Below are 22,763 nucleotides of genomic sequence, written 5' to 3' on the forward strand. Positions count from 1 at the left end.
ACCAGGTGAACCGGATCCGGGGCAACCGTTCCAGACTAACCACCACCCGACACCGCAGTCAAACCACACCGTCAGGGGCTCATACTTGTTCTGGACTGTCCGCTCAGCCTACACCACGTGCAGACGAACCTTTTCTGTCCGAATCAGGCGACCCCGTACAGCCTCGTTCACCCCAGCCTCTTGGCTCCGGGTCGGCGTCCGTGTCGCTCTGACCCGACAAAAGCTACGCACCCGAACCCCACAACGCAAATCGCCTGGTCAGAGTGCCTGTTTCCGTGGTTCGGCGTCGGCATCGCTTACATGCGCCGCTCCGAATACGTGCTGTGCGCGTTCGCGGCCCGACCGTCGGGCGGCCCGCGCACGGAGAGCGAGCAACCCGTGCCCATCGCAGCAATCGACTACAACCACGTTCGGCTGACGGTTCGAGACATCGACGTCTCCCGCAAGTTCTACGACGACGTCTTCGGCTTCGAGGTGGCGTTCGAGCTCCCGCCCAACCCGGATGCCGAGACCCGAGAAGCGCTGGGCTTCCTCTTCGGTGGGGTGATCTACAAGTTCGCCGGCGGCCTGCTCGGACTGCGTCCGGTGGCGCCGGCGGGCGACACCTTCGCCGAGGACAGCGTCGGACTCGATCACCTGAGTTTCACGGTGGCAAGCTTGCAAGACGTGCACGCTGCCGCGGCCGTGCTCGACGAACTGGGGATCGACCACGAACCGGTCAAGGACCTGGGCGACGCCGGCATGGCGATTCTGGAGTTCCGCGACCCCGACAACATCGCGTTGGAGATCGCCGGCCCCAACAGCTGACGGACCGGGCAGGCCGGACGCCGGTCGGGGAGGTCGTCCCCGACCGGCGCCGGAGGAGGACCTGCCCTCAGGCTCCGTCGAGCCCCTGGCCACGCGCCTCGCGTGCGGCGTTCCTGGCCTCGCCGTCGGCGGCGTCGAGTGCGTCGGCTTCCTCGAGCGTCGGAGCGCTGCCACCGAGACGAGCAGGAACCCAGTACGCACCGGCGGGGTGCTCGTAGTTCTTCTGGGCGTCGAGCAACAGCGCTTGCATCGTCGAGCGAAGACGCTCGGTCAGTTCCGCGGCGGGCAGGTCCGGCTGGATCGGCTCCCCGACACGGATCGTGATGGGGGTCTTGGTGCGCCCCAACCGTTTCGGGTGTCCCTTGGTCCACACGCGCTGGGCGCCCCAGATGGCGATCGGCACCAGTGGGACGCCCGCTTCGATGGCCATGCGCGCCGCACCCGACTTGAACTGCTTGATCTCGAAACTGCGACTGATCGTCGCTTCGGGGTAGACCCCGACCAGCTCGCCGCGCGACAGCGCGTCCACGGCAGCGCGGTACGACTCGGCTCCGGCGGCACGGTCGACCGGAATGTGCTTCAGGGCCCGCATGATGGGACCGGACTTCGAGTTGTCGAAGACTTCCTTCTTGGCCATGAAGCGGATGTACCGCTTGTGCCGACGCGCCGGCAGGCCGGCGTAGGTGAAGTCGAGGTACCCCGTGTGATTGATCGCGATGACCGCGCCACCGCGAGCCGGAATGTTCTCGGCTCCGGTGACGTCGAACTTCAGGCCCTGGGCCGCGAAGACCGTGCGCGCGATGCCGATGACGGTGCGATAGACGGGATCCACGCCTCGCAGCCTAACGGCTCACGACGCCGCGTCGGGCGTCGTGAGCCGATCGGATCAGGAGCCGGCGTCGATGCGGACGACCATCTTGCCGGTGTTCTCGCCGCGGAGCATGCCGAGGAAGGCGTCCACGGTGTTCTCGATGCCGTCGACGACGGTCTCGTCGAACTGCACGCGCCCCTCGCGCAGCCAGGTCCCCATGTCCTGCGCGAAGCGCGGGAAGCGATCGACGTAGTTGCCGACCGTGAAGCCCGTCAGGGACAGTCCGCGCGTGACGATGTTGGCCATGTTGCTCGGTCCGGGCGTCGGGCCTTCGGTGTTGTACTGGGAGATGGCCCCGCACAGGGCCGCCCGGCCGCCGTCGCGGAACGCGGCGAGCGCGGCCTCGAGGTGGTCACCACCCACGTTGTCGAAGTAGACGTCGATGCCGTCGGGCGCTGCCTCGTGCAGCTGCTCGGTCACCGATCCCTGCTTGTAGTCGAAGGCAGCGTCGAAGCCGTACTTGCCGGTGAGCAGCTCGACCTTCTCGGCCGATCCCGCGGAACCGATCACTCGGCTCGCGCCCAGGATCCGGGCGATCTGACCGACCGCGGAGCCCACGGCGCCGGCGGCACCGGAGACGAAGACGACGTCGCCTTCGCGGAGGTGCGCGACGTCCTGCAGACCGACGTACGCCGTCAGGGCGGTCATGCCGAGAATGCCGAGGTAGGCCGAGGACGGGACACCCTCGAGGTCCTCCACGACGCGGAACTGCGCGGCGTCGCCCTGCGCGACGTCACGCCAGCCGAGCTGATGGGAGACGAGGCTGCCCACCGGGTGGTCGTCGGAGGTGGTCTCCACGACCCGGCCGACGGCTCCGCCGGTCATCGTCTCGTTCAGGGCGAAGGGCGGGACGTAGGACTTCACGTCGTTCATCCGGCCCCGCATGTAGGGATCGACGGAGACGAACTCGTTGACCACGCGCACCTGTCCGGCCTCGAGGTCGGGCAGGTCGACGGTCACGGTGCGGAAGTTCTCGTGTGTCGGCCACCCCGTGGGACGGGACACCAGCTGGATCTGCGTGCTCTGCACTGCAGTCACCTCTCTTTGTGGATCGTTCGGTACACTAAAACCGTACGCTTCGACCGAGGAGGTGTCACCCTCGTGGGCAGACGACCGACGTTCGACAGGGCTCACGTGGTGCGCGCCGCGCGAGACTTGTTCTGGACCAAGGGATACGACGGCACCGCGCTCCCCGAGCTCGAGGCGGCGACCGGCCTCGCGCGCTCGAGCATCTACCACGCGTTCGGCAGCAAGCGTGGACTGTTCGACGCCGCCGTCGAGGACTACCTGACCGCGGTCGTCACGCCTCGACTCGCCCTTCTCACCGGCCCGGACGGCCCGCGCGCGTACTTCGAATCGCTGGCGCACGACCTCGCCGCGACCGACCCCGACCGACGCGGTTGCCTCCTCGTCGACGCCGCCGCCGGCCCCGCCGCGCACGACGACGCGCTGGCCGCCGTCGTCACGTCGTACCGCTGTCGGCTGTTCGACGCCTTCCGGGACGCGCTCGCCGCACGCGGCGATCACGACGCCGACACCACCGCACGTGTGTTGACCACGATGAACATCGGCGCGCTGGCCATCGCGCGGGTGGATCGCACCGAAGCGATCGCGATTGCCCACGCCGCCCGAGAACTCGCCGCGCCCGAGGTCACCGCACTCGACGTCACCGCGACCGGCGCACCAGGCCGCTGAGCAGAACCGTCGCGACCGCCAGCAGCGCAGTCGCGACGACCGGGGACGGCCCGACCGCGTACCAGCCGACCACGATCAGCCCCGCTCCCTCCGACGCGACCCCCGCCACCGACATGACCGTCGCGCGGGACGGTCCCCTGATCGCGTCCTGCAGCCGAGTCTCGGCGACGATGGAGAGCGCCCACAGGATGCCGGTGGCCACCCCCAGTCCGACGAACGCGCCGACGAGCCCCACCCACGGCGCCGCCGCCAACCCCGCCGCGGCCACGATCGGCATCGCGGCGATCGTGCGCGTCGAGACCCGTGCCGCCCGTCCCGCGAGCGCGGTCCCGACGATCTGGGCCACCATCGGAATCGCGAGCAGGAGCGGGATCGTCTCCGGCGTCGCCCCCAGGTCGTCCGCGATCAACGGGGTGTACTCGTCGACCACCAGCACACCCGCCACCGCCGCGACGAGCATCACCCCGCGGGCGACGGCGCGGGACGCGACCACCTCCGCCGTTCCGGAGCGCAGGGCGTCGATCCACCCCGGCTCGGTGTCCGAATCGTCGTCCGGATTCCCGTTCGCGGCGTCGCGTGGCGGGTCCGGCAGGCGTCGGGCCAGCACAGCGGTGAGCGCGGCGGCAGCGACACTGGCCCAACCGACCAGCTCGAACGATCCGGCAGCGAGCAGAGGGCTCGTGACGAGGAGGGCGACGAGGGTCGACGTGGTCGAGGCGGCCTCGGCCGTTCCGGCCAGGCCGGCGTAGGACGACGTCCGCCCGTCCCGAGCCAGCGCGTCGTAGATCAACGCCTCGAACGTCCCCGACTGCAGGGCCCCACCGACGCCCCAGAGAACGAACCCCACCGCGAATCCGAGGTAGGTCGGCACGAGAATCCACGTGGCGAACGACGCGGCCGCGAGCAGCGCAGCGACGACGAGCAGCAACCGCCGGGACACGACGTCGGCCAGCGCACCGGACGGCACCTCGAGTGCGAACGACACGAGCGTCCAGATCGCGAACAGCGACGAGATCTGGGCGACCGACAAACCGGTGTCCCGGAACAGCAGGGCGTACACCGCGTACAGCGGCACGAATTCGCGCGATGCGGCGTACAGCACCACGGAGACGTCGAGGGCGGGTGGGCGTCGTCAAAGCATGCCGAGATGCTACGACGGGTCCGATCCCAGCGCCATCGACATCGGTACCGTCGGCGCAGTGGACATCGATCGCTGGCGCAGTCGCCTCCCCGTCACCCGCGCATCCGACGGCGAGCTGGTCGGGTGGACCGTCTCCGACCTCGCGGCCGACGGCGGCGAACTGGTCGACGCGGTCAATCCGGTGGGGCACGTGATCGCCACCGACGTCCGGCTCGATCACGCCGTCGACGTGTTGGAGTCGCACGGACTGTCGTCCCTGTCGCGGCCCTACTGGGCACGTGCCCCGCTGCCGGTGGCGAGCGAACTCGATCTCCGTCGCCCGCAGCACGATTGGCGATGGCGCCGGATGGTGATGACCCAGCTCGACGACACGCGGGTGTGGATTCGCCCGGCGTATCCGTCCTACCCGGAGCGGATGGTGGAGGTGGCGCTGTCCCTGCCCGCCGACGACGTGCTGGTCACCGAGCCACCCGCGCCGGACGAGTGACGCAAACTACTTCTTTCCTCGGCCGAACCCGAACAATCCGCCCTGCTGAGGGGTGCCGCTTCGCGGCCCTACGGACGCAGCGCGTTGCGCGAATGCTTCGGCCGGTATGCGGCCGCTCGATGCTGTCTCGGCCGCCTTCGCCGACCTGCTTCCACGTCCGGTGTTCTTGGGCATCGGTCCTCCTTGAAAAGAAAAGAATACGCCCGGATGGGGCCATCGGGGCTCAGGCGATGCGAGTCAGATAGAGAAACACGACGGTGACCGTGAGAACCGCGAGCGCCACGCAGAGAACCGCCTTGCTGCGTACCCGGAGACGAGAACCCAACGTGGACTGCTCCCGGCCGACGAGAACGGACGCGGCAAGCGCAGCCGGCCCGCCCAGGAGCGCCAACGTTCGGATGTCGAGATCGGGCGTGGCCATCAGAGCCAACGACAACAGAACGACGGACCCGGAAGCGAAGAACGGGACGAATTCGAGGCGTCGCAGAAGCGCGAGACGGAGATCTACTCGGACGCGATAGTCGCGGTTGGGGTCGTGACTGTAGAACGCGACGAATTGGTCGTTACGGCGCGTGACCGACGTTCCCACCGCGAGTTCGCTGTCCCCGGCGCGGAATGCATCCGCTCGAGAAATCCGCACGTTCGGGTCACGAACAGTCACCGTCACGTGGTTGCTCCGCGCATCGGCAATGACGAGGTCCTGGTGCCCCGTGTTGCGTCTGCTGTCGAGCCGGAGGTCCCGCCGCTCGGAACACTTCACGACGAACGGCTCGTCCAGCGGAATCCTCACTGCCGCCATGAGGTCGTAGGTGTCGGCGTAGTCGCCCAGGGCTGCGAGGAATTCGCCGGCGATCGGAGCACGGTTGTCGCGGTCGAGCGTCGACTGCACCGCTGCCCGCACCAAGTCGCGATAACCCCCGAGCATCGCCGACCCCTCGGAGTCGGTTCTCAAGAACCCCGTCCGGGCCAGAGCGGACATGGCCACCACCGGGTTCGTGACGGCCGTCTCACCCAACGCTGCCACGTACGGCCCGAGCATACGGCCGCAGTCCGCGGACACGCGGAGCCATTCCCGCCGAACCGTCGGCCGAACGCGCTCCAACACCGGATCCCCGACCAGGTCGGTGCACTCCGCTTCCGCCTTCTCCGCACGGGGAAGGTGTGAGGCGAGGAGCGTGCGCATCGGTGCAATCTGCAGAGACCGTCGACGAAGGCACGTACTGGCAGCGTCCAGGACGACGGATTCGACGGCCGATCAGGCGGGGCGGAGCACGTCCGTACCGACGAACGGGACGAGCGCCTCGGGAACCCGGACACTGCCGTCGGGCTGCTGGTGGTTCTCGAGAATCGCGGAGATCCAGCGGGTGGTGGCGAGGGTGCCGTTGAGCGTCGCGGCGACCTGCGGCTTGCCGTTCTCGTCGCGATACCGCACGCCGAGGCGTCGGGCCTGGAAGGTGGTGCAGTTCGAGGTCGACGTCAGTTCGCGGTAGGTGTTCTGCGTGGGAAGCCATGCCTCGCAGTCGAACTTGCGCGCGGCCGAGGAGCCGAGGTCCCCGCCGGCAACGTCGATCACGCGGTAGGGAACGTCGATCGCGGCGAGCATCTCCCGCTCCCACGCGAGCAGACGCTGGTGTTCGGCGTCCGCGTCCTCGGGCCGGCAGTAGACGAACATCTCGACCTTGTCGAACTGATGCACCCGGATGATGCCGCGGGTGTCCTTGCCGTAGCTGCCCGCCTCGCGGCGGAAGCAGGACGACCACCCGGCGTACCGCTTCGGCCCGGTCGACAGGTCGAGGATCTCCCCCGAGTGGTAGCCGGCGAGCGGGACCTCGGAGGTACCGACGAGGTAGAGGTCGTCCTCCTCGAGGTGGTAGATCTCCGACGCGTGCGCCCCCAGGAAACCGGTGCCGGCCATGATCTCCGGACGCACCAGCACCGGCGGAATCATCATCGTGAATCCGTTGGCGACGGCCTTCTGCGCCGCGAGCTGCAGCATGCCGAGCTGGAGCAGCGCGCCGTGACCGGTGAGGAAGTAGAAGCGGGCACCGGACACCTTGGCGCCACGCTCCATGTCGATCAGCCCGAGAGCCTCGCCGAGCTCGAGGTGGTCCTTCGGGTTGTCGATCGCAGTGGGCTCCCCGACGGTCTCCAGGGTGACGAAGTCCTGCTCACCGCCGGCGGGTGCGCCGTCCTGCACCAGGTTCGACAGCGCACGGTGGGCGGCGTCCAGACGGGCGTCGGCCTCGTTCTGGGCGGCCTCGGCGGCCTTCACCCGATCCGCCAGTTCGGACGCACCGGCGAGCAACTCCGTGCGCTCCTCCGGCGTCGCCTTGCCGATCCGCTTGCCCAGCGCCTTCTGCTCGGCGCGCAGGCCATCGGCCGCTCCGACGGCGGCGCGACGGGCCGCGTCGGCCTCGAGCAGCGCATCGACCAGGGACGGGTCCTCGCCACGGGTGCGTTGCGACTGTCGGACGGCGTCGGGGTCCTCGCGGACGATTCTGAGGTCGATCACGGGACGTCAGCCTACTGCGCCGGAGGTGCCGGACCGGCCGAGGAGGTCCAGGTAGTCGTCGCGGCCGAACATCCGGGCGGCGTCCAGCGCGGACGGGTGACCGGCCTGCGGATCGGCGCCGGCGTCGACGAGCGCCCGCACCACGTCGTCCTCGCCCTTGAAGACGGCCCCGGCGAGGGGCGTCTGCCCGCGATCGTTCGCGCGCCCGACGTCGGCACCGCGGTGGATCAGCGCGGTCACGGCGTCGGGGTGGCCGTGGTAGGCGGCGAGCATGAGCAGGGTGTCCCCGGAGTCGTTCGTCAGGTCGACGGGCACGCCGGCGTCGACGTACGCGGCGAGGGTGGTCGCCTCACCCGCGCGTGCCATGTCGAACACCCGCGTCGCCAGATCCGTGACGTCGGCCGGGATCGCGGCCCCCGGAGAGTCCGGTTCCCCGGGATTCGCACCACTCATACCGCCGGAACCTACCTGCAGGCATGATGGTCCCGATGTCTCCGAAGCCCGACGACCCCTCGTCTCCGCAGTCCGGCGACCCCGCGACCCCGTCGACGGGGTCGTCCGAGTCGACAGCAGGGTCCGAGCCGACGGTGGAGTCGGAGGCCGTGAGCAGCGAGGCCGCGACGATTGCAGTGCCGACGACCGCATCGCCGACGACCGACGCCCCGACCACCGAGGTGCCGACGGCTGATTCTTCGAACGCCGACTCCCCGGCCACCGACTCTCCGGACGCAGGCCCGTCCCGCCGCACCGTGCAGGCCGCCAAGGCACGACGACTGCTGGCCCTGGTCGCGATCGGCGCCGTGGGTGCGGCGGCCGTGACCATCGGCGTCTCCGGTGGCTTCGATCGGAGCGAGAACCTGCCCGCGCCGACGGCGGCGGGGTCGTCGGCGGGCACGGTGTCCTTCGACTCCTCCGACGCCGGCGACTGCCTGCAGTGGACCCCGACGGACGACCCGGACACCGATCGCCAGGACCTGGCCGAGGTGTCCTGCGCGGAACCGCACCGATTCGAGGTGGCGCGGACGGTGAACCTGGCGGCGTTCCCCGTCGCCGAGTTCGCGACCGGGTCGCCGTACCCCGACGCGACACGCTTCGCGGCGCTGCGCGACGAGCACTGCGTCGCCGCGGTCCAGGACTACACCGGTGGGCGTTTCGATCCGACCGGCCGCTACTCCGTGGGCCTGATGTTCCCCAGCCAGGCCGGGTGGGCCAACGGTGAACGCTCCATCCGCTGCGGTATCCAGCAGACCGGCGCCACCAGCGCGCTGCAGGAGATGGTCGGGCGCGTCGCCGACCAGGACCAGTCGACGGTGTGGGACGCGGGGACCTGCGTGGGCGTCGAGTCGGGTGTGCCCACCGATCCCGTCGACTGCGGGACCGCGCATGCCTTCGAGGTGGTCTCGGTGGTCGATCTCGGGGCGCAGTTCCCCGGCGGACTGCCGTCCGTCGACGATCAGGACCGCTACCTCGAGCCCACCTGCACTCAGGCCGCCGAGGCGTATCTCGGCGGGCCCGACGTCCTGCGCGACAAGACCCTGACCCTGTTCTGGGACAACGTGGACGCATCGAGCTGGATGGCGGGCAGTCGTCGGGTGAGCTGCTCGGTGGGCAAGGAAGTCGAATCCGGTGGTTTCGCGGCCATCGTCGGCTCCGCGAAGGGCGACATCACCATCGACGGTGTGGCACCCGTGCCCCCGCCGCCCGTGCCGGACGGCCGCAGTCTGCCCACGCCGCTTCCCGGTGCGGCACCGTTGCCCGGAGCCTGACGTGCCGGTCTCGATGACCGACGCCGAGTTCGACGAGGCGGTGAACGACGCCCTGGACTCCCTGCCCGACGAACTGATGTCGCGGTTGGACAACGTCGTGGTGCTGGTGGAGGACGAGCACCCCACCGAGGACCTGCTGGGGTTGTACGAAGGCGTCGCCCTGACCGAGCGATTCGAGTACAGCGGACACCTTCCCGACGTCATCCACATCTACCGGCTGCCGATTCTTGACCTCGCCGAGGACGAGGACGACGCGCGGCGCGAGATCGCGGTGACCGTCGCCCACGAGATCGGCCACCACTTCGGCATCGACGACGAGCGGTTGCACGAGCTCGGCTTCGGCTGAGCGTCGCGTCCGGCCCACGACCCCGATCGAACCCGGTCCGACCTGCGGGGAACCGACGAGACGTCGCGTGCGTCCAACCACGACGTCCCTCTGCTCGTCCGCCAACCCGCCGCGTCGACGCCCCGGTTCGCCGGAGTCCGTCGACCGGGGAACGGAGACATGTCGTGGCCAGTCACGTGATAGTCGACCCCGCCGCCTTGCTCGCCGCCGCCGCCGACCTGAACGCCGCGGCGTCGCGGCTCGGCGGAGCGATGGCCGGCGTGGACCCCGCGCTCCGGCCCGTCCCGGCCGGCGCCGAGGAGGTCTCGGTGCTCGCCGCCCACCACTTCTGGTCCGCGGCCGAGTCGGTCACCGCCGTGGCCGCGGCCTGCGCGGCCGAACTGCACCGCACCGCAACGGCACTGCGGGTGCAGGCGGAGGCATATCGGGCGACGGATGCGGGCTTCGGTGCCGCGCTCACGGGCGGGGGACCGCGATGACCGCCGGTCCCACCGGCGTGGTGTGGCTGCCCCGCACCGCGGCCGTCAATTCGGCGGCGTTGCTCGCCGGTCCGGGCCCGGTTCCCGCGACGGCGGCCGCCACGGCCTGGTCCGGCGCCGCCGGCGCGTTCGCGGACGTGGCCGCCACACTCTCGCGTGTCGGGCTCGCGCTGGGCGCGGCATGGGACGGTGTCGCCGCGGACGCCGCGACGGGTGGTCTGGCGGCCACGGCCGGCTGGGCGACCGTCGTCGCCGATCGCTGCGCGGTGACGGCCACGCGCGCAGGTGCCCATGCCGCCGCCGTCTCCGCGGCGCGCCTGGTGATGCCGACACCCGTCGAGATCGCGGCGGTGGAGGGCACGAGAGCTGCGGCCTACGCCGCCGGCGGCGCGGTCACCGGTGCCGCGCAGGCCGCCGACGCAGCGCGGCTCGCCCTCGACCTCCGCGCCGCCGCCGTGATGGAGGCCTACGAGGCGGCGACGGCGACGCTCGCGGCGCCCGAGGTGTTCGACCCACCGCCGCCGGTCACGTCCGGGGCGCCGGGCGTCGCGCCGACCTCCGTGACCGCGGTACCACCGTGGCTCGCGGATGCCGGACGTGACGCGACTCCGGGATCGACCGCCCGAGGCGACGACGGCGAGGCAGCACCCGAGTCCGAACCGTCCGACTCCACCGCCCACCGGGCGTCGCCGACCGACCGCGGCGAGGAGCCGGCGCTGACTCGCGCCGCGACGTCCGCGGTGCAGAGCGGGGGGCAGACCGGCCAGCAGGTGGGACAGGCGGCCCTCGGGGGATTCGGTGATCGTCCCGGTCTCGGCAGTGGCGGCGTCGGGAGCGGCGCGCTCAGTGGCGTCGGGAGCGGCGGGCTCGGCGGCGGGGCGCCCTTCCCCGGTCCGATCGGCGCCGGTGGCGGGTCGGCCGTCACGGCTCCGGCAGGCCGGGGTGTCGTCGGGCTCGGGGAGTTCCGGCCGAGTCCGTGGAGGGGGGACGGAACGGCGGGTCGTGTCACCGAGCTCGGCGGCGGGGGACCCGCGGACGACGGTCTCGCGGGGGCCGACCATCCCGGCCACCGCGCACCGTTCGGCACCGTGCCGACGGCGATGCGGCCGACCGAGGAGGACTCCACGCCGGACCGGCTCGACCGGCCCGGCCGACCGACCATCCTCGACGGTCGGGACGGCCTGTCGGCCGTGCCGCCCGTGATCGGCGAGGCTCGGCCCCCGTGACCCCGCGCTATCCCATCGGATCGTCCGGTATGCGACTGCCTTTCGCGTCGAACGGGGGTGTGAAGCCGCCCCACCGCACGCACTCCCACGTCCCGTCGACGCGGGGGCACAACTCGATCGACCCGGTGTTGTCCAGGTGGTTGTCGGCGGCGAAATCCGCATCGACGTCCGACACCGCGGCCGTGACAAGACGGATCGCCGCGCCGTGGCTCACGACGTGCACGGAAGCGTCGTCGTCGGTCAGGTACTCCCGGCGCAGATCCTCGAGCACCGGGACGTACCGGGCGAGCACCTCGTCGGCGGACTCGCCGCCCGGAATGCGAGCGCCGGTGTCGCCGTGCAGCCACCGCTGATACACCTCGGTGAAGCGGGCGTGGTCCTCGTCGCCGGTCCGGTCCTCGAGCTCACCGACGTTCGTCTCCTGCAGGCCGTCGCGCACGAGGTGCGGTGCGCCGGTGATCTCTGCGATGTGCGCCGCGGTCTGCCGGGCCCGCACCGCCACCGACGACACCACGACGGTCGGTGAATTCGTCAGCGCCGCAGCGTAATCGCGGGCCTGCCGGTGACCGAGCTCGGTGAGCTCCGCCCCGGGTGGGCGGGTGTCGAGCCGACGGGCGACGTTGGAATGCGTCTGACCGTGCCGCACCAGAACGAGTCGAGCCGTCACGACGTGCCTTCGCCCCGACGGATGGCCTCGAGCCAGCGCGCGCTGTCCTCCCCGGCGACCGAGCCGGAGGATGCGGAAACGTGGTGACTGGGCCAGGAGCCGAGGAACCGCGTGTCCATCTGCTCGTGCAACACCCGGAGGGCGTCGGCCACCGCCACGTCGTCCAGATGTCCGACGCAGTCCAGATAGAACCGGTAGGTCCCGAACTGTGTTCGGAGCGGCCGCGATTCGATGAACGTCAGGTCGATGCCGCGCGTCGCGAAGACGCCGAGCGCCGCCACCAACGTGCCGGGTCGATTGTCCGGCGTGAGGACCACGGCCGTGCGGTCCGACCCCGTCCGCGCCGGGGGTGGGCACGGGCGAGTGACCAGGACGAAGCGAGTCCGGGCGTTGCCGACGTCCGCGACGCCGTCCGCGAGCACCGGCAGTCCGAAACGTTCTCCGGCGAGTCCGGTGGAGACCGCCGCGTCGGCCAGTCCCGCCGCAACGTCCTCGGCCGCAGCGGCATTCGAGGCGGCGAACTCCACCTGCGCCTCGGGCATCTCGCGCTCGATCCAGCTCTGCACCTGCGCCGCGGCATGAGGGTAGGCCCGCACGGTGCGGACCGCGTCCAGCTCGATCCCCGGGCGACCGAGAATGGTGAACGCGACGTCGAGTTCGGTCTCCGCCACGATCTGCAACCGATCCCCGATGGCGAGTGCGTCGAGGGTGGGCGGCACCGACCCCTGCACGGAATTCTCGATGGGGACGACGGCGCCGTCCACCTCGCCGCGGCGCACGGCCTCCAGCGTCGCGGGCGGGCTCGAGGCCGACACCCGCTCGACGCCGGGGCCGACGACACCGTCGGATTCCAGTTTGGCGAGGGCCATCTCGGTGAAGGTTCCCGACGGGCCGAAATAGGCGATACGCACGCCGCCAGGCTACTCGAGCCCGCCGCCCCCGCGGCCCGTTCCCGCGTCGGCCCACTCGGGGACACGGCGTGCGAGGTCGGCGATCACCGCGGCCGGGTGCGGCACCTCGACCCCGAGGAGCACCGATCGCGTGGCCTCCACGGCGTCGGGATGCAGACGCAACAGGGCCGGAACGTCCGGGGTGGCGAGGGCGTCCCGCACGTCGTCGCCACGCAACGACGCCACGACGCCGGCGAGGGCCGCGATCACCTGGTCGGCGGTCTCGGCGATCACGTAGACCCCGTGCGCGCCGTGGGCGGCGAGGGACAGGGCGTCGGCCGCGCGGTCCGCCGCGCCGCCGGGTGCGGCGTCCTCCAGGGCGGTGACGTCGACGACGCCATGGTGACCGGCCGCATCGACCGCCTGCGCGACCTCGACCACGTCACCGCCGGTGCAACGCACGATCAGCGGGGCCGGCAGCGTCAGGGCGAGCGCGTCCTCGAGGTGCTCGCGGGGGACGTCGATCCGAAACGCGCGCGCGACGGGCGCGGGCTCGGGCAGCTCGACATCGAGGCGGACGATCCCGCCGGCGCCGGGTTCGAGTGCCGCCGACTCGACCTCGGCGAGCACACTGCTCGCCCGAACGGACGTGCCGCCGATCCATGGGTGGTCCGGCACGGGGTCCGCGATCTCGGACTCCCGAGCGACGAGCAGACCGGTGAGCAGGGCGCGCGGATCGCGTCGTGGACGCGGCCCGGACAGCACGAGAGGGACCGAGGGCACCGCCGAAGTCTAGTTCCGCTCTCTGTTGCACAACTTCGGTCGTACTGGTTAGCTTACCCTTACCTAATTCCAACCGCTTTTTCACACCGAGGGGGGAACCGAGATGGCCGGCGCCACCACCACCGCCACCGCACCGTCGACCGCCGAGCGGGTGCGCAGCGTCTGTCTGCGCACCGACACGTCGGTCCTGGCCGTCGAGGGCAGCGCCCCCGTCGCCACCTCGATGCACTTCCTGCGCGAGCCCGGCGAGGTGGTCGTCGTGGTCCCCGCCGACAGCACCGTCGGTGCCCTCGCCTTCCAGGCCGGTCGCGCCGGCATCCCGGCCGTCCTCGAACTCACCGACCATGCCCCGCTCGAGCTGGGCGAACGCGTGCGGTCGCTGGTCTGGCTGCGGGGCGAGCTGCGCCGCGTCCCGGACACGGCGGAGCGCTCGGTGGCGGCCGCCGTCGCGTCGCAGTTCCCGCATCCCGGCCTGCTCGACGTCGGGCACGGGGGTGTGCTGCTCCGGCTGATCCTCGACTCCGTGGTCGCGGCCGACTCCACCGGCGCGGAGCCGGTCCCGGTCCGGGACCTGCTGCGGGCCGACCCCGATCCGTTCTGGGAGATCGAGGAGGACTGGCTCCGTCACCTCGACACCGACCACGCCGACATGATCGCGGCCATCGCCCGGCGCCTGCCGCCGTCGTTGCGCGTCGGACGTCCGCGACCGCTGAGCATCGACCGCTTCGGCATCGGACTGCGGATCGAGAGCGAGACCGGCGACCACGACGTGCGGGTGCCGTTCCCGCAGCCCGTGGCGGACAGCACGGAACTGAGCCGCGCCCTGCGCATCCTCGTCGGGTGCCCGTTCATGAACGGACTGCGCGCTCGCGACGGCAGCTGACTGCTGCACAATCGATCCGGTGACCACCCGCCCACCGGATCCGAACTCGCCCCGCGCGATCCGGTGGGAGATCGCCGTCGTCCTGCTCGTCACGTTCGGGTTGAGCGGACTGTCGTCGATCCTCTCGCTCGTCGAGAGCGCCCTCGAAGCCGGCGCGCTGTCGGATCAGAGCGTTGCGATCAACGTGCCGCAGTCCGCCCTGGGCCCCATCGACTTCTTGCGTCAGCTGCTGTCGGTGCTGCGGCTTCTCGCGTGGGGCGGGCTCGGGCTCTACTTCCTGTGGCGCAGTGGACTCGGGCCGCGAGCGATCGGATTCGCCCGCGCCCGACTGCGACCCGACGTGCTGCACGGTGTCGGGCTCGCCGCGCTCATCGGCGTTCCCGGGCTGCTGTTCTACCTCGCCGCCGTCGCCCTGGACCTCAACGTCACCGTCCAGCCGAGCACCCTGAACGACGTCTGGTGGCGGCCGGTCACCCTCACTCTCTCGGCGATCGCGAACTCGGTCGCCGAGGAAGTGCTGGTCGTGGCGTGGCTGCTCTCCCGGCTCCGCGCGCTGGGGTGGAGCGACAACCGCTCCCTGGTGGCCTCGGCCCTGCTGCGCGGCAGCTACCACCTCTACCAGGGGTTCGGCGCCGGACTGGGCAACGTGGTCATGGGCCTGATCTTCGGTCGGTACTACCAGCGCACCACCCGGCTGTGGCCGCTCGTCGTCGCGCACGCGCTGATCGACATCGTCGCCTTCGTGGGGTACTCCGCGCTGCGCGGCCATCTGTCCTGGCTTCCCGGCTAGAGTCGCGTCGTGAGTCAGCAGCCTCCGTACGACCCTCGGCGGCGGCCCCCACCCGACCCTCGCCGGTCGCGGTCGGAGGAGCCGCCCGTGGTTCGACGGCGCTCCGGAACGCCCCCGGACTGGACTCCACGGCAACCTCCGCGTCAACCGCCCCGCCAGGCCCCGCCACCCCCGCAGCGGGACCCGCGCGCCTGGTCGGCAGTTCCCGACTCGCGCCGCGACGACCGGTACCGGAGCACCGACCGACCCCGCGACGATGGTTACCGTGACGACCGGCGTCCCCCGCCACCCCCGCGTCGACCAGCGCCGCCCGCACCGGTCGGTCCCCCGCCACGGGCCCGTCGTCGACCACGCTGGGGACGACGCATCGGTCTGGCGCTCGGACTCGTCGTCGTGCTGCTGCTCGGCGGCCTGATCTGGGCCGACACGTCGTTGAACCGCGTGCCCGCCCTCGCGAACTACGACGGCCGACCGGCCGCGACGCCCGGCACCACCTGGCTGCTCGTGGGTTCGGACAGCCGCACCGGCCTGACCCCGGAGCAGGAGGCGCAACTGGCCACCGGCGGCGACATCGGAACCGGGCGCACCGACACGATCCTCCTGATCCACGTGCCGTCGTCGGGACCGACCACCATGGTCTCGCTCCCCCGCGACTGGTACGTGCCGATCCCCGGCTACGGCAGCGACAAGCTCAACGCGTCGTTCTCCCTCGGTGGCGCACCATTGCTGACGCGTACGGTCGAGGAGGTCACGGGCCTGCGCATCGACCACTACGCCGAGGTCGGCTTCGGCGGGTTCGCCGACATGGTCGACGGCCTGGGCGGCGTCGACCTCTGCGTGCCGTACGACATCGACGATCCCCTCGCGGGTCTCACCGTGTCCGCGGGCTGTCAGGAACTGACCGGGGCGCAGGCCCTCGGCTTCGTGCGCACCCGCGCCACCCCGCTCGGCGACCTCGACCGGATGAACAACCAGCGGCTGTTCTTGTCGTCGCTGCTGTCGAAGGCGACGAGCCCGACGACGTTCCTCAACCCGTTCCGCCTGGTACCGCTGACGCGGGCCCTGGTGTCGTCACTGCAGGTGGACGAGGGCGACCACATCTGGAACCTCGCGTCGCTGGGCTGGGCGCTGCGCGGCGAGACGGTGACCACGACGATTCCCATCGCCGGGTTCGAGGACGTCGACGGCTCGGGGAACGTGGTGCTCACCGACCGCGAGCGGGCGAGCCGGTTCTTCGACCTGATCGCACAGGATCAGCCGCTGCCCCCGGACCTGCTCAGCGGAGGGTGACCTGCCGGCTGCGCAGGCCGTCGCGGGCGCGTCGCTGATCGGGCGTGAGGTCGGAGGTGTCGGCGAGGGTCTCGTCGAGACGGCGTCCGAGTTCGGCGGTGGCCTCGGCCCACTCGTCGGGATGACGCTCCGGATCGAGGTCGAACACGGGCACCAGGAGGCCGTGGGTGCGGAACGATCCCGCGAACCGCGAGCCCTCACCGACGTGCAGGTCCCCGCGGGCCGACAACCGCGCGAGGGCGATCATCAGGGCGTCCTCGTCCTCGGGTCGGACCCAGCGGATGTGGGCCTTGTCGCCCGCGTCGACCCACCAGGCGGCGGACACCCCGTCGGCCGACAACCGCGCCGACGGCAGGATCGCGCCGTTCGCGCGTTCGATGGTGGCGGCCACCTCGGCGTCGGGTTCGACGCCCTCGGGAACCCACCAGGAGAAGTCCTTGTGGACGGTGATCTCGAGCGGCGTGTCGGCGACCACCAGATCACGGAGCGCCGGGGTCTCCTCGCTCGGCGACGACGCCGGCAGGGACGTGCCCGGCTCGGCCGTGCGTGTCCACTCCACCGACGCGGCGACGTCCGCCGACAGGTCGACGGAAAACGTCTGCACCTGCATCGCGACGAAGGCGTGGCGCGCCTCGTCGTCGCGGACCAGTGCGCCGACGGCGCCGGGCAGCACCGTGGCGATCGTGGTGGGCCGGTCGCCGTCGGTCAGCGGCAGCGGCGCGGTGGCCGAGGCGACGAACTCGCGCATCGCCACCAGGTCGCACTCGAACGCCAGTCCCTCGAACGGCCGCGTCGGCGTCGCCGCCAGCGCCTCCCGCTCGGCCCGGCGCTGCGCCGTCAGTTCCGCGCGACGGCTGTTCGGCTTCGGTCCACTGTTCCGCTTGCTCTTGCCCACGACCGCTGAACCTACCGTGTCTCCGGGTCACCGGAGGCGAGGCACCGGGCTCTCGTCGAGCCAGGCCAACACCTGGCCGGGATGATCGGTCGCGATCCACCGCACCCCCAGGTCCTGGCACAGGTGCGCGTCCTCGGCGGTGTTGACCGTCCAGCAGTAGGTGGCCCGACCCGCCGCGGCCGCGCGGTCGACCAAGGCGGGCCGCTCGCGGAGGGTGCGAATCGACGGACCGATCGCCGTCGCCCCCACGGTGGTCGCCGCACCGCCGCCGATGTAGCGAGACGCGTTGCCCAACAACACCGTCGGCAGCATCGGGGCCGCACGGCGAACGCGCCACACCGCCGTCGGCGCGAAGGACATGACCACCGCCCGCGACAACGACGCCGACGGCGGGCGGCCGATGCCGAACCGGTGCAGTTCCGCCAGCACCGCGTTCTCGATGAGTCCGCCGTAGCGCACCGGGTGCTTCGTCTCGACGAAGATCCGCGCCGGCTTGGCCTTCCACTGCAGCACCAGATCCAACAGATCCGAGAACAGCAGGACGTTCGCCGGATCGTCCGCGGTGCCGTAGTCGTGGCCCGCCATCGCCTCGTAGGTCAGTGTGCTGACGACGCCCGACCCGCTGGACGTGCGATCGATGCGGCGGTCGTGCACACAGACGACGCGCCCGTCGCGAGTCAGACGCACGTCGCACTCCACGCCGTCGGCACCCTCGCGCAGCGCCTGTTCGTAGGCGACGAGCGTGTGTTCCGGCCGCATGCCCGACGCTCCGCGATGCGCCACGACCAGCGGCGCCAGGCTCATCGGACCGCTCCCGCGTCCACCGGCTCCTCGACCGACGACGGCGGTGCGACGACCCAGCGGGTCGGCACGCGCCGATCCCCCCGCGTCGTGCGGTCCTCGGCCCGTCGCATCACCGCGAGCGTGATCGCGGCGAGTCCGGCGGCGACGACGTCGGTCAGAGCCGCGGCGACGACGCCGTTCGCCTGCGCCTGGATACCGTCGCCGAAGCGGAAGGCGGTGGCGATCGCCAGCATGGCCCAGTTGGCGATCCACACCGTCCACCACCACGGAACGATCGGACCCAGCCTCGGCCCGTGACGCGACACGCGGGCGAGTTCGGTGAGGAAGACACCCGGCATCACGAGGTTGACGACCGGAACGAGGGAGCCGGCGTACAGGGTCCGGGAACGACGGGGATCGGCGGCGCCGACCGCGGCGTACGCATCGGTCCGGGCCCGACGCAGCCAGCCGACCGACGCCACGGCTGCGGCGATGCCGACACCGGTCGCGAACACGGCGAGACACCAGACGGCGGCATCGGAGAGCGCGAGCACCACGGGCTCGATCAGGCGGTGGCGGTTGACGAGCAGCACACCGTATCGGCAGAACTCGGCGACCGCCGCGGCGGCGAAGAGCACGGCAGCGGCTCCGAGAAGTCGCGGCGCGCGGTCGGCCAGGCGGTCCGCCCTGTTCGGCACTTCCACGGGCGGCGGCACCTCGGTGGGCAGCCCCCAGCGCGGGATCTCGGCGTACGACGGAGTGGGACCGGGCGGCGCGACGCGGCGGGCCGGACGTCGACCACCCGGCCGGGTGGCCACCCAGCGGAAGTTCCGACGGACCGCGCCGGGCGAGGCGCCGACGGGAACCGGGGAGAGCAGGACGCCTCGGCATCGCGGGCACCACTGCAGCGGTCGAGTGCCGACGTCGATGCGGTGGCGGCACCGCGCGCAGATCTGGAAGTAGATCATCGGGCCCACGTGTCCCGGAATCAGTAGACGGTGGCGGGTCGGCCGGCGTCGTCGACCACCGGCAGTCCGGCCTGCTGCCAGGCCACCATGCCGCCGTCGACGTTGACGGCGTCGATGCCCGCGTGCTGCAGGTACTCGACGACGCGCGCCGATCGCCCGCCCTGGCGACACACGACGTACAACTCGCCGTCGACGCTGATCTCGGCGAGCCGCGACGGCACGTCGCCCATCGGAACGTGCACGGCGCCGGGGGCGTGGCCCTGTTGCCACTCGTCGTCCTCCCGGACGTCGAGCAAGGTGGCCTCGGCACGCTCGGGCACCTCGGCGACCGACACGGACGGAATGGACGGACCGAACCCCTGGCTCACACCGTCGATCCTGTCACGACCGCCCACGCGGTGCCACGGTCCGTCGGACCTCGGACCGCACGACCGGCCGGAGCGCCGAGTTATCCACACTGTCCACAGAAACATCCACAGAAACCGACCGGAAACCCGTTCCGAGTTGGATTTCGGACGAGGGAGAGCGCCGGCGCATCGTGCACCGTCCAACCCCGACGTCTCTAAAGTCGAGGCATGGATCTCCGCATCTTCACCGAACCGCAGCAGGGCGCGACGTACGACGACCTCCTCCGGGTCGCCCGCGCGTCGGAAGACCTCGGTTTCGACGCGTTCTTCCGGTCGGACCACTACCTCCCGATGAACGTCGACGGCCGGCCCGGTCCGACGGACGCCTGGGTCACCCTCGCCGGGCTGGCGCGCGAGACGTCGACCATCCGCCTGGGGACGCTGGTCACCTCGGCGACCTTCCGCTATCCCGGCCCCCTCGCGGTGTCCGTCGCGCAGGTCGACGCGATGAGCGGTGGCCGCGTCGAACTCGGGCTCGGCGCCGGCTGGTACGCCGAGGAGCATGCGGCAGGGGCCATTCCGTTCCCGCCGGTCGGCGAGCGATTCGATCGGTTCGAGGACACCTTGGCCATCGTGACCGGCATGTGGGCCACGCCCGAGGGCGAGACCTTCGACCACCAGGGCCACCACTTCTCGGTCACCGGGTCGCCCGGACTGCCGAAGCCCGCGCAGGACTCGGTGCCGATCGTCATCGGCGGCGGCGGCAAGAAGCGGACGCCGGCGCTGGCCGCGCGGTACGCCACCGAGTTCAACCTGCCCTTCGCCGACGCCGAGACCACCGCGACGCAGTTCGACCGCGTGCGGGCGGCCTGTACCGAGGCCGGGCGCGACCCGTCGTCGATGACCTGGTCCAACGCCCTCGTCCTGTGCTGCGGGTCGTCCGATGCCGAGGTGGCCCGACGGGCCGGGGCGATCGGGCGTGAGGTCGACGAGGTGATCCGAAACGGCGCGGCCGGATCGCCCAGCCAGGTCGTGGACACCCTCGGCCGATTCGCCGAACTCGGCTCGACCCGTGTCTACCTGCAGGTGCTCGACCTGCACGACCTCGACCACCTGGCGCTGGTGGCGGAGCAGGTCATGCCGCAGGTGGGGTGACCTTCGGGTCCGCCCCCGGAGACCCGCTACCGGCGAAACGCTTCGCGATCCACGCCGACGCCGGCGTCTCGACATAGCGGTACACCAGGTCCGACAGGATGCCGACGACGAGCGCGAAGACAGCGACGGCGGCGGTGGGGCCGAGGTGCGGCTCCACCCACTGGTAGATGCGGTAGAGCACCAGAGTGTGCACCAGATAGATGGTGTAGCTGCGCGTCGCCAGCCAGTGCACGACGCGGCTGCGGCCGAACGCGGTGTCGGTCGGCGCGACGAGGACGACGGCAGCGATCAACACCAACACCGTCCACAGGTGCCCGCGCTGACCGACGTGGAACGCGTCGACCGTCATTGCGAACTGGATGACGGCGAACTGCGCCAGCGCCGCGCCGACGAGGACGCGCCACGACGCGATCCGTACGAACGCGAAGTACGCGATCTGACCCAGGAAGACCGTCGGCAGCGTCGCGGCGACCTTGTCGACCATCGGAATCGTCCAGTCGTACGGCACCAGGTCCGTGTACAGCAGGACGAGCCAGCACAGCGCGGCACCGAGGGTCGGAACCAGAACCGGTCGCGTCGTCAGGAGGCGACGCAGCGCGACCGCGTAGCCGTAGAACACGAACTGCACGATCAGCGTCCAGGTCACGCCGAGGACCACGACCTCGGGACGCAGGAAGAACCCGCCGAGCACGAAGCTCATCGCGGCTTCGGCATTGCTGATTCCGACGGTCTGGGAGAACATGCCGTTCACCCCGAGTCGGACCAGGATGACGGCCGCGAGGATCGACAACCAGAACACCGGCAGCAACCGCGCGGCGCGACCCACCAGGAACGAGCGAGGCGAGTGGCGCGCCACCGACGCCGTCGACACCAGGCCGGTCAGCATCATGAAGAACGCCACCCCGACGAACGAGAGGTGGTGATTGAGCCCGCCGACGTCGATCAGCGTCGCGGTGACCGCGTCGATGACCCACCAGGTCCCGCCCACGTCGTCGACCAGGTAGTACGAGATGTGGGAGTACACGACGGCCAGGACCGCGACCGCGCGCAGCACGTTCAGGCCGGGAAACCGCACGCTGCGCAGACCGGCGGCGCGCGCGGGGGCGGCCACCGCGTCGGAGTCGCGGGCGGGAGGCATAGCACCCGATCGTAAGGTTCCGTTCAGCTGTCGGTCGAATTCGGCGGCGATCGACGGAGCCATCTGGTATCGGGCCGTCGAGTGCGCGGGCCGACGCGAGGTGTACGAATGACGGGGTCCGGGTAGGCCAGACCCCGACGGGTCCGTCCGACCGACGGGCCGAAACCCACTGTCGGCTCCGACGTGCGAGTCGACGGACAGCAGGAGAAGGGAACATTCGTGTCCGAGTACACATTGCCCGACCTCGACTACGACTACGCCGCTCTCGAGCCCCACATCTCGGGTGAGATCAACGAGCTGCATCACTCGAAGCACCACGCCACCTATGTCGCCGGGGTGAACACTGCCCTCGAGAAGCTGGCGGACGCGCGGGACAAGGAAGACCACGGCTCGATCTTCCTGCTCGAGAAGAACCTGGCCTTCCACCTCGGCGGCCACGTGAACCACTCCATCTGGTGGAAGAACCTCTCCCCCAACGGTGGCGACAAGCCCGAGGGCGAGCTCGCCGCGGCCATCGACGACCAGTTCGGGTCGTTCGACAAGTTCCGCGCGCAGTTCACCGCGGCCGCCAACGGCCTGCAGGGCTCCGGCTGGGCCGTCCTCGGCTGGGACACCCTGGGCAAGAAGCTGCTCACCTTCCAGCTGTACGACCAGCAGGCCAACGTGCCGCTCGGCATCATCCCGCTGCTGCAGGTCGACATGTGGGAGCACGCCTTCTACCTGCAGTACAAGAACGTCAAGGCCGACTACGTGAAAGCGTTCTGGAACGTCGTCAACTGGGCCGACGTCCAGCAGCGCTTCGCCGCCGCCACCTCGCAGACCTCGGGCCTGATCTTCCCCTGAT

General features: G+C 71.0%; 26 protein-coding genes. 12 read left to right on the plus strand and 14 right to left on the minus strand.

Going from position 1 to position 22,763, the window contains the following annotated elements; translation table 11 throughout:
• The first annotated feature begins 378 nt into the window (after positions 1 to 378).
• Positions 379 to 807 carry a VOC family protein gene (locus RC2_RS18165; RefSeq protein ID WP_068148896.1) on the plus strand — a complete coding sequence of 143 codons (429 nt, stop codon included), beginning with the start codon at positions 379 to 381 and terminating at the stop codon, positions 805 to 807.
• 67 nt (positions 808 to 874) lie between these two features.
• Here RC2_RS18165 and RC2_RS18170 read toward each other — a convergent pair whose 3' ends face one another.
• Both RC2_RS18170 and RC2_RS18175 read right to left on the minus strand, forming a co-directional pair.
• Positions 875 to 1,639, minus strand: coding sequence for a lysophospholipid acyltransferase family protein (locus RC2_RS18170; protein WP_068148884.1), 765 nt, complete (start codon positions 1,637 to 1,639; stop codon positions 875 to 877).
• A gap of 54 nt (positions 1,640 to 1,693) precedes the next feature.
• Entirely contained in the window at positions 1,694 to 2,716 is a 1,023-nt protein-coding gene (locus RC2_RS18175; RefSeq protein ID WP_082895530.1) for an NADP-dependent oxidoreductase, read from the minus strand.
• Between the two features lie 63 nt (positions 2,717 to 2,779).
• Here RC2_RS18175 and RC2_RS18180 point away from each other — a divergent pair, with 63 nt between their 5' ends.
• Positions 2,780 to 3,373, plus strand: a complete 594-nt coding sequence (locus RC2_RS18180; RefSeq protein ID WP_068148878.1) for a TetR/AcrR family transcriptional regulator — start codon at positions 2,780 to 2,782, stop codon at positions 3,371 to 3,373.
• On the opposite strand, the gene RC2_RS18185 is transcribed toward RC2_RS18180, so the two are convergent.
• Entirely contained in the window at positions 3,345 to 4,478 is a 1,134-nt protein-coding gene (locus RC2_RS18185) for an MFS transporter (RefSeq protein ID WP_068148875.1), read from the minus strand. The two genes, RC2_RS18180 and RC2_RS18185, sit on opposite strands and share 29 nt — an antisense overlap.
• A 94-nt stretch (positions 4,479 to 4,572) precedes the next feature.
• Here RC2_RS18185 and RC2_RS18190 point away from each other — a divergent pair, with 94 nt between their 5' ends.
• Positions 4,573 to 5,001 (plus strand): hypothetical protein, encoded by a 429-nt coding sequence (locus RC2_RS18190; RefSeq protein ID WP_245811186.1) that lies wholly within the window; start codon positions 4,573 to 4,575, stop codon positions 4,999 to 5,001.
• 223 nt (positions 5,002 to 5,224) lie between these two features.
• Here the strand turns inward: RC2_RS18190 and RC2_RS18195 are convergent, their stop codons facing one another.
• The 3 genes from RC2_RS18195 to RC2_RS18205 all read right to left on the minus strand — a co-directional run bounded on the left by RC2_RS18195 (position 5,225) and on the right by RC2_RS18205 (position 7,879).
• Complete coding sequence (locus tag RC2_RS18195; RefSeq protein ID WP_068148869.1) at positions 5,225 to 6,184, minus strand: hypothetical protein; 960 nt, start codon at positions 6,182 to 6,184, stop codon at positions 5,225 to 5,227.
• Between the two features lie 72 nt (positions 6,185 to 6,256).
• Positions 6,257 to 7,513 carry a serine--tRNA ligase gene (gene serS / locus RC2_RS18200; protein ID WP_068148864.1) on the minus strand — a complete coding sequence of 419 codons (1,257 nt, stop codon included), beginning with the start codon at positions 7,511 to 7,513 and terminating at the stop codon, positions 6,257 to 6,259.
• A gap of 6 nt (positions 7,514 to 7,519) precedes the next feature.
• Positions 7,520 to 7,879: an ankyrin repeat domain-containing protein gene (locus RC2_RS18205; RefSeq protein ID WP_371828691.1), complete on the minus strand. Its 360-nt coding sequence runs from the start codon at positions 7,877 to 7,879 to the stop codon at positions 7,520 to 7,522.
• A 122-nt stretch (positions 7,880 to 8,001) separates the two neighbouring features.
• Between RC2_RS18205 and RC2_RS18210 the strand changes: the two genes are divergently transcribed.
• The 4 genes from RC2_RS18210 (at position 8,002) to RC2_RS18225 (ending at position 11,330) form a co-directional block, all read left to right on the plus strand.
• Positions 8,002 to 9,279, plus strand: a complete 1,278-nt coding sequence (locus RC2_RS18210; RefSeq protein ID WP_082895531.1) for a septum formation family protein — start codon at positions 8,002 to 8,004, stop codon at positions 9,277 to 9,279.
• A gap of 13 nt (positions 9,280 to 9,292) precedes the next feature.
• Positions 9,293 to 9,625, plus strand: coding sequence for a metallopeptidase family protein (locus RC2_RS18215; RefSeq protein WP_068148891.1), 333 nt, complete (start codon positions 9,293 to 9,295; stop codon positions 9,623 to 9,625).
• Between the two features lie 164 nt (positions 9,626 to 9,789).
• Entirely contained in the window at positions 9,790 to 10,104 is a 315-nt protein-coding gene (locus RC2_RS18220; RefSeq protein WP_068148858.1) for a PE domain-containing protein, read from the plus strand.
• On the plus strand, positions 10,101 to 11,330 hold the full coding sequence (locus RC2_RS18225; RefSeq protein ID WP_068148855.1) for a PPE domain-containing protein: 1,230 nt from the start codon (positions 10,101 to 10,103) through the stop codon (positions 11,328 to 11,330). Before RC2_RS18220 ends, RC2_RS18225 begins: the two co-directional genes overlap by 4 nt.
• 7 nt (positions 11,331 to 11,337) lie before the next feature.
• Here RC2_RS18225 and RC2_RS18230 read toward each other — a convergent pair whose 3' ends face one another.
• Genes RC2_RS18230 through RC2_RS18240 form a run of 3 tightly spaced genes read right to left on the minus strand, consistent with a single transcriptional unit; the run spans position 11,338 to position 13,670 of the window.
• Positions 11,338 to 11,997, minus strand: a complete 660-nt coding sequence (locus RC2_RS18230; protein ID WP_068148852.1) for a histidine phosphatase family protein — start codon at positions 11,995 to 11,997, stop codon at positions 11,338 to 11,340.
• The gene (gene pheA / locus RC2_RS18235; RefSeq protein WP_072681742.1) at positions 11,994 to 12,908 is read right to left on the minus strand and encodes a prephenate dehydratase; all 915 of its coding nucleotides are present in this window, start codon (positions 12,906 to 12,908) and stop codon (positions 11,994 to 11,996) included. The genes RC2_RS18230 and pheA overlap by 4 nt, the downstream gene beginning before the upstream one ends.
• Before the next feature lie 9 nt (positions 12,909 to 12,917).
• Entirely contained in the window at positions 12,918 to 13,670 is a 753-nt protein-coding gene (locus tag RC2_RS18240) for a hypothetical protein (RefSeq protein WP_068148849.1), read from the minus strand.
• A 103-nt stretch (positions 13,671 to 13,773) separates the two neighbouring features.
• Between RC2_RS18240 and RC2_RS18245 the strand changes: the two genes are divergently transcribed.
• The 3 genes from RC2_RS18245 to RC2_RS18255 all read left to right on the plus strand — a co-directional run bounded on the left by RC2_RS18245 (position 13,774) and on the right by RC2_RS18255 (position 16,633).
• Entirely contained in the window at positions 13,774 to 14,553 is a 780-nt protein-coding gene (locus tag RC2_RS18245; RefSeq protein WP_068148846.1) for a DUF2470 domain-containing protein, read from the plus strand.
• A 10-nt stretch (positions 14,554 to 14,563) separates the two neighbouring features.
• A complete protein-coding gene (locus tag RC2_RS18250) occupies positions 14,564 to 15,343 on the plus strand; it encodes a CPBP family intramembrane glutamic endopeptidase (protein WP_072681744.1) in 780 nt (259 codons plus the stop codon).
• A gap of 393 nt (positions 15,344 to 15,736) precedes the next feature.
• On the plus strand, positions 15,737 to 16,633 hold the full coding sequence (locus RC2_RS18255; protein ID WP_371829122.1) for an LCP family protein: 897 nt from the start codon (positions 15,737 to 15,739) through the stop codon (positions 16,631 to 16,633).
• On the opposite strand, the gene RC2_RS18260 is transcribed toward RC2_RS18255, so the two are convergent.
• The 4 genes from RC2_RS18260 to RC2_RS18275 are packed head-to-tail and all read right to left on the minus strand — an operon-like array spanning position 16,620 to position 19,623.
• Positions 16,620 to 17,528, minus strand: coding sequence for a DUF5926 family protein (locus RC2_RS18260; protein ID WP_068144744.1), 909 nt, complete (start codon positions 17,526 to 17,528; stop codon positions 16,620 to 16,622). The genes RC2_RS18255 and RC2_RS18260 overlap by 14 nt on opposite strands.
• Positions 17,529 to 17,555: 27 nt before the next feature.
• Positions 17,556 to 18,332 carry a glycerophosphodiester phosphodiesterase family protein gene (locus RC2_RS18265; protein ID WP_068144746.1) on the minus strand — a complete coding sequence of 259 codons (777 nt, stop codon included), beginning with the start codon at positions 18,330 to 18,332 and terminating at the stop codon, positions 17,556 to 17,558.
• The gene (locus RC2_RS18270; protein ID WP_068144750.1) at positions 18,329 to 19,279 is read right to left on the minus strand and encodes a DUF4328 domain-containing protein; all 951 of its coding nucleotides are present in this window, start codon (positions 19,277 to 19,279) and stop codon (positions 18,329 to 18,331) included. The genes RC2_RS18265 and RC2_RS18270 overlap by 4 nt, the downstream gene beginning before the upstream one ends.
• 20 nt (positions 19,280 to 19,299) lie before the next feature.
• Complete coding sequence (locus tag RC2_RS18275; RefSeq protein WP_068144844.1) at positions 19,300 to 19,623, minus strand: rhodanese-like domain-containing protein; 324 nt, start codon at positions 19,621 to 19,623, stop codon at positions 19,300 to 19,302.
• A gap of 231 nt (positions 19,624 to 19,854) precedes the next feature.
• On the opposite strand from RC2_RS18275, the gene RC2_RS18280 reads away from it, so the two are divergent.
• Positions 19,855 to 20,781 carry an LLM class F420-dependent oxidoreductase gene (locus RC2_RS18280; RefSeq protein WP_068144753.1) on the plus strand — a complete coding sequence of 309 codons (927 nt, stop codon included), beginning with the start codon at positions 19,855 to 19,857 and terminating at the stop codon, positions 20,779 to 20,781.
• Here the strand turns inward: RC2_RS18280 and RC2_RS18285 are convergent.
• Positions 20,762 to 21,856 carry an acyltransferase family protein gene (locus RC2_RS18285; protein ID WP_068144847.1) on the minus strand — a complete coding sequence of 365 codons (1,095 nt, stop codon included), beginning with the start codon at positions 21,854 to 21,856 and terminating at the stop codon, positions 20,762 to 20,764. The two genes, RC2_RS18280 and RC2_RS18285, sit on opposite strands and share 20 nt — an antisense overlap.
• A gap of 282 nt (positions 21,857 to 22,138) precedes the next feature.
• Here RC2_RS18285 and RC2_RS18290 point away from each other — a divergent pair, with 282 nt between their 5' ends.
• Entirely contained in the window at positions 22,139 to 22,762 is a 624-nt protein-coding gene (locus RC2_RS18290; protein WP_068106616.1) for a superoxide dismutase, read from the plus strand.
• Position 22,763 lies beyond the last annotated feature (1 nt).

It is taken from the genome of Rhodococcoides corynebacterioides NBRC 14404 (assembly GCF_001894765.1).
GTDB classification, from domain to species: Bacteria; Actinomycetota; Actinomycetes; order Mycobacteriales; family Mycobacteriaceae; genus Rhodococcoides; species Rhodococcoides corynebacterioides.